At 46.1% G+C, this 6007-nt stretch carries 5 protein-coding genes and 2 tRNA genes; all 7 read left to right on the top strand.

The window, feature by feature from the left end; genetic code table 11:
* Nucleotides 1–4 precede the first annotated feature (4 nt).
* The 7 genes from recA to Q7V21_RS07045 all read left to right on the top strand — a co-directional run bounded on the left by recA (nucleotide 5) and on the right by Q7V21_RS07045 (nucleotide 6004).
* On the top strand, nucleotides 5–1045 hold the full coding sequence (recA, locus tag Q7V21_RS07015; RefSeq protein ID WP_304916602.1) for a recombinase RecA: 1041 nt from the start codon (nucleotides 5–7) through the stop codon (nucleotides 1043–1045).
* The gene (gene recX / locus Q7V21_RS07020; protein ID WP_304916599.1) at nucleotides 1042–1482 is read left to right on the top strand and encodes a recombination regulator RecX; all 441 of its coding nucleotides are present in this window, start codon (nucleotides 1042–1044) and stop codon (nucleotides 1480–1482) included. Before recA ends, recX begins: the two co-directional genes overlap by 4 nt.
* Nucleotides 1482–4085, top strand: a complete 2604-nt coding sequence (alaS, locus tag Q7V21_RS07025; protein WP_304916600.1) for an alanine--tRNA ligase — start codon at nucleotides 1482–1484, stop codon at nucleotides 4083–4085. The genes recX and alaS overlap by 1 nt, the downstream gene beginning before the upstream one ends.
* A gap of 3 nt (nucleotides 4086–4088) precedes the next feature.
* Nucleotides 4089–5309 carry an aspartate kinase gene (locus Q7V21_RS07030; RefSeq protein WP_304916601.1) on the top strand — a complete coding sequence of 407 codons (1221 nt, stop codon included), beginning with the start codon at nucleotides 4089–4091 and terminating at the stop codon, nucleotides 5307–5309.
* Between the two features lie 227 nt (nucleotides 5310–5536).
* The gene (gene csrA, locus Q7V21_RS07035) at nucleotides 5537–5722 is read left to right on the top strand and encodes a carbon storage regulator CsrA (RefSeq protein WP_014706856.1); all 186 of its coding nucleotides are present in this window, start codon (nucleotides 5537–5539) and stop codon (nucleotides 5720–5722) included.
* A gap of 54 nt (nucleotides 5723–5776) precedes the next feature.
* Nucleotides 5777–5866, top strand: a tRNA-Ser gene (locus Q7V21_RS07040).
* A 61-nt stretch (nucleotides 5867–5927) separates the two neighbouring features.
* Nucleotides 5928–6004: transfer RNA gene (locus tag Q7V21_RS07045), tRNA-Arg, on the top strand.
* The last annotated feature ends 3 nt before the right edge of the window (nucleotides 6005–6007 follow it).

The raw sequence follows: 6007 nt of genomic DNA on the forward strand, positions 1-6007 counted from the left end.
CCAAATGGATGAAAACAAGAAGAAAGCGCTTGGCGCAGCCTTAGGTCAAATCGAAAAACAATTTGGCAAAGGTGCGGTCATGCGTTTGGGCGATGGAACTGCCCACCGTGATATCGATGCGGTATCAACGGGCTCTATTGGTCTGGACGTTGCATTGGGTATTGGCGGTTTACCAAGAGGTCGTGTAGTTGAAATCTATGGTCCTGAATCATCAGGTAAAACCACACTGACATTGCATTGTATTGCTGAAATGCAAAAACTGGGTGGCACCGCTGCATTTGTTGACGCCGAGCATGCGCTCGATCCGCTTTATGCTGAAAAACTCGGCGTAAATATTGATGATTTGTTGGTCTCACAACCCGATACCGGTGAACAAGCCTTGGAAATTACCGATATGTTGGTACGTTCAGGTGCCGTCGATATCGTCGTTGTTGACTCGGTAGCTGCACTGACTCCTAAAGCTGAAATCGAAGGTGATATGGGTGACAGTCATATGGGCTTACAAGCACGCCTTATGTCACAAGCGTTACGCAAACTGACCGCCAATATCAAACGTTCCAACACATTGGTTATCTTTATCAATCAAATTCGTATGAAAATCGGCGTGATGTTCGGTAACCCCGAAACCACCACTGGTGGTAATGCACTGAAATTCTATGCTTCTGTGCGTCTGGATATCCGCCGCATTGGTGCCATCAAGAAAGGCGATGAGATTCTTGGCAATGAAACTCGGGTGAAAGTCGTTAAAAACAAAGTGGCTGCACCTTTCAAACAAGTTGAATTCGATATTCTTTACGGTGCAGGTATTTCCCGCGAAGGTGAGCTGATCGATCTGGGCGTCAATGAAAACATCGTTGAAAAATCCGGTGCGTGGTACAGCTATGACGGTAACCGCATTGGCCAAGGTAAAGATAACGTGCGGATCTATCTGAAAGAACATCCAGAAATGGCTAAGGAAATTGAAGCCAAAATCCGTGCGGTGATGTTGCCAAAGAACATCAAGGTCAGTGCCGAAACCCCAGTGGATGATGAAATCGACGCGTGAAGTCCCGCTCTGCAACTGAACAAGCAGTTGGCTATTTAGCCAGACGTAAACATAGCGCTGTCGAATTACAGCAAAAACTTCAACAAGCCGGTCATGAAACAGATAAAATTCATGCCGCTTTAGAAAAGCTGCAACAAAGTGGCTTACAAAATGATCAACGTTTTGCCGAAGCGTTTATTCGATCCCGCGCACTGCGAGGATATGGTGAGTTGCGAATACGGCAGGAATTGAAACAGAAAGGCGTGGCGGAAGAGCTTATTAATTCCACCATGCAACAGGCAGAATCTGATTGGTTTGCGCTTGCTATCGTAGTACGATGCAAGCGTTTTGGCGAGCAGAGCCCCGATGATTTTAAAGACCGTGCCAAGCAGATGCGGTTTTTACAATATCGGGGCTTTTCTCATGAACAAATATCGGAAAGTTTTGAACTGAACTAATGAAAACGAGCGCTGATATACGCAAATTGTTTCTGGACTTCTTCGCTGACAAAGGTCACGAAGTGGTTTCCAGCAGTCCATTAATACCGGCCAATGATCCGACATTGTTGTTTACCAATGCTGGCATGGTTCAGTTTAAAGAAGTGTTTCTTGGTCAGGAAACGCGTAAATACACCCGTGCAACAACAACTCAACGCTGCGTACGTGCCGGCGGCAAACATAACGACCTGGAAAATGTTGGTTACACTGCTCGTCACCATACGTTCTTTGAAATGCTCGGTAACTTCAGTTTTGGTGATTATTTCAAACGTGAAGCGATTCAATATGCCTGGGAATTTCTGACTGAAACTCTGCAGTTGCCTGCCGAAAAATTATGGATCACCGTATTCGAAGAAGACGATGAAGCCGCTGATATCTGGTTAAAAGAAATCGGAGTTGATGCAACCCGTTTCTCTCGTATTGGTGCCAAAGACAATTTCTGGTCAATGGGTGATACCGGTCCATGTGGTCCCTGCTCTGAAATATTCTATGACCATGGCCCTGAAGTAGCTGGTGGCCCTCCCGGCACTCCGGAAGAAGATGGTGATCGCTATATCGAGATCTGGAATCTGGTGTTCATGCAGTTCAATCGCTCTGCCGATGGCACACTGACACCACTTCCAAAACCATCAGTAGATACCGGCATGGGTCTGGAACGTCTGGCCGCCGTATTGCAACACCAACATAATAACTATGACATCGATCTGTTCCAGAATCTGATTAAATCAATTCAGCAATTATCGGGAACCACAGATTCCAGCAATACCTCGCTGCGTGTTATCGCTGATCATATCCGCTCGTGTGCATTTATGATCACCGATGGCGTGCAACCTTCAAATGAAGGTCGTGGTTATGTGTTGCGCCGCATTATTCGCCGCGCGATTCGCCATGGACATAAACTGGGTTTAAAACAAGCCTTCTTCTACAAACTGGTTGCACCATTAGTCGAAGAAATGGGTGAAGCTTTCCCGGAACTTGCCAAAGCTCAAGCTATTGTCGAACAAGCTCTGCAAATTGAAGAAGAACGCTTTGCTGACACCTTGGATAATGGTCTGAAAATTCTGGATCATGCCATTGAAGAAATGGGCGATAAAGAAATTCCGGGTGAAACCATCTTCTTGTTGTATGACACTTATGGTTTTCCGATTGATCTCACCGCCGATATTGCTCGTGAACGTGGCTTAACTATTGATGTTGCTGGCTTTGAGCGTCATATGGAAGCACAGCGAACTCGTGCCCGTAGCGCCAGCCAATTTGGCGGTGGTTTGTCAGAAACACTGGTGATTGATGGTGAAACCGTTTTCTGTGGTTACGATCATGTGCGCCATGATGCCGTGATCACTGCCCTGCTGGTTGATGGCGAAAATGTCGACAAACTCCACGCTGGTCAGCAAGGCATTATCGTTCTGGATCACACCCCGTTTTATGCCGAGTCCGGTGGTCAGATTGGCGATCAGGGTGAAATCAATACCGCTGGTGCCCACTTCATTGTTAAAGACACTCGTAAACAAGGCAAAGCATTTACGCATATCGGTGAATGTAAAGACGGCACATTTGAAGTAGGCCAACCAGTTATTGCTCATGTTGATGAATATAATCGTCAGGCAACAGCACAGAATCATTCTGCCACTCACCTGTTACACGCTGCATTACGTACCGTACTTGGCGAACATGTCACGCAAAAAGGTTCTTTGGTTGATTCACAACGCCTGCGGTTTGACTTCTCCCATTTTGAGCCGGTTTCCGCTGAACAATTACGTGAAATAGAACGTCTGGTTAACCAACAAATCCGTGTTAACCATACTGTTGAAACGCGTCTGATGCCGATTGAAAAAGCCCGTAAAAGCGGTGCGATGGCACTTTTCGGTGAAAAATATGATGAAGAAGTTCGTGTACTCAGTATGGGTGAGTTTTCCATTGAACTCTGCGGCGGCACACATGTTGGCCGCACCGGAGATATCGGTTTACTGAAGATCACCAATGAAACCGGTATCGCTTCTGGAGTTCGCCGTATTGAAGCCGTTACTGGCGAAGCCGCATTAAATTATATTGAACAGTCTGAAGACCGACTGAACAGCATTTCAGAAATGGTCAAAGCCAACCCGGATAATGTTGAAGAAAAAACCCAGCAACTGGTACAACGCACCCGTCAGCTGGAAAAAGAACTGGAAGCGCTGAAGTCAAAACTGGCCAGTAGTGCCGGTTCTGACTTGGCTGCTTCAGCGACAGAAATCGGCTCGGTAAAAGTATTGGCTGCGAATCTGGAAGGTGCAGATCTGAAGAGCCTGCGCGATACAGTTGATCAACTGAAAAACAAACTTGGCAGTGCCGCGATTGTATTGGCTGCCGTCGAAGGTGAAAAAATCACCTTAATCGCCGGTGTATCCAAAGATATTACCGATAAAATCCGCGCTGGCGATTTGGTATCTCATGTAGCTGCACAAGTCGGTGGTAAAGGTGGCGGCCGTCCGGATATGGCACAAGGCGGTGGTACCGAACCACAAAATTTAACTGCTGCACTCGACTCCGTCACCACTTGGGTGGCATCTAAGCTGGAAAATTAAGTCATGGCACTTATCGTACAAAAATACGGCGGCACTTCAGTCGGTTCTGTTGAACGTATTCAGGAAGTCGCTAAAAAAGTTATTCAATATCGTAATGATGGCCACGATATCGTGGTTGTCGTTTCTGCTATGAGTGGTGAAACAAACCGTTTATTGGGTCTGGCAAAGGAAATCAATCCGGATCCACGTGGCCGTGAACTGGATGTTTTGTTGTCAACTGGCGAACAAGTAACTATCGCTCTGCTCAGCATGACACTGCAACAAATGGGTATGCCGGCACAATCATATACCGGATCTCAAGTACGTATACTCACCGATGATGCACATAACAAAGCGCGTATCATGCAAATCGATGACGAAAAAATTCGTCAGGATCTGAGTGAAGGCAAAGTTGTTGTGGTCGCGGGATTTCAAGGTTGTGATGAGCAAGGCAATATCACCACCCTTGGTCGTGGCGGCTCAGATACTACTGCTGTTGCATTGGCTGCTGCTTTAAAAGCAGATGAATGTCAGATTTATACCGATGTGGATGGTGTCTATACCACCGATCCCCGTGTTGTCCCGGAAGCCCGCCGACTAGATCGCATTACTTTTGAAGAAATGCTTGAGATGGCCAGTCTGGGCGCAAAAGTTTTGCAAATCCGCTCAGTCGAATTTGCTGGAAAATACAACGTGCCTTTACGCGTACTTTCTTCGTTTACTGAAGGTGGCGGCACATTAATTACGTCTGAGGAACCCTCAATGGAACAAGCGCTTATTTCAGGTATTGCCTTTAATCGCGACGAGGCAAAACTAACTATTCTAGGCGTGCCGGATCAACCAGGTGTCGCACATAAGATTCTGGGTCCGATTGCCAAACAAAATATTGAAGTGGATATGATCATCCAAAATACCGGTCATGATTCCACTACCGATTTCACCTTTACTGTGCATCGCAATGATTACCAAACAGCACTGAAACTGCTGAATGAAACAGCTGTTTCCTTAAATGCACGTGAAGTAACTGGCGACGAACATATTGCGAAAATTTCGTTGGTCGGCGTCGGAATGCGTTCACATGCAGGCATCGCCAGCACCATGTTTGAGACATTGGCACAAGAAAATATCAACATCAGCATGATCTCGACATCTGAAATTAAGATTTCTGTAGTAGTCGACGAAAAATATTTGGAATTAGGTGTAAGGGCTTTACACAAGGCTTTCCACCTTGAACAGAGCCACTAAACCATTGATATCAGGAAGTTTTTCCTATCGATAAGGTATAGTTATCCTGATATACTTTTTGGCAGTGATGATAGGTGGATAATTTGTTGTCTAGAGCTGTCATAGAAAAAGGGAGACAAAGATCTCTCACATGGAAATAAACGGAACTGGCACGAGGCCTAGCTCAAAGAAAGGAGTTCTTAATCTCCTCCCCTCGGTGCCAGAATTTATACTGCAAGGGGAAAAACATGTTAATACTTACACGTCGCGTTGGAGAGTCACTCATCATCGGTGATGATGTCGTTGTAAACGTTCTTGGTGTCAAAGGAAATCAAGTTCGGATCGGTGTTGATGCACCAAAAGATGTCACAGTTCATCGTGAAGAAATCTACGATCGCATTCAAGCAGAAAAAGATCAATCAAACGCTGGTTAATTGAGTAATTCGACTAGCCAAAATCATCACAGCTGGTATAATGGCCGGCTTGATGGAGAGCTGGCCGAGCGGCTGAAGGCGCGCCCCTGCTAAGGGCGTATAGGTTAACCCCTATCGAGGGTTCGAATCCCTCGCTCTCCGCCAAATTTTTATTAATTTATCCTTGTGATAATCAGTAAAAAACAGTAAAATTTCACGCTTTAAAGCGCCTGTAGCTCAGCTGGATAGAGTACCTGGCTACGAACCAGGCGGTCGCACGTTCGAATCGTGCCAGGCGCACCAAAA

The organism is Methylophaga sp., assembly GCF_030651745.1.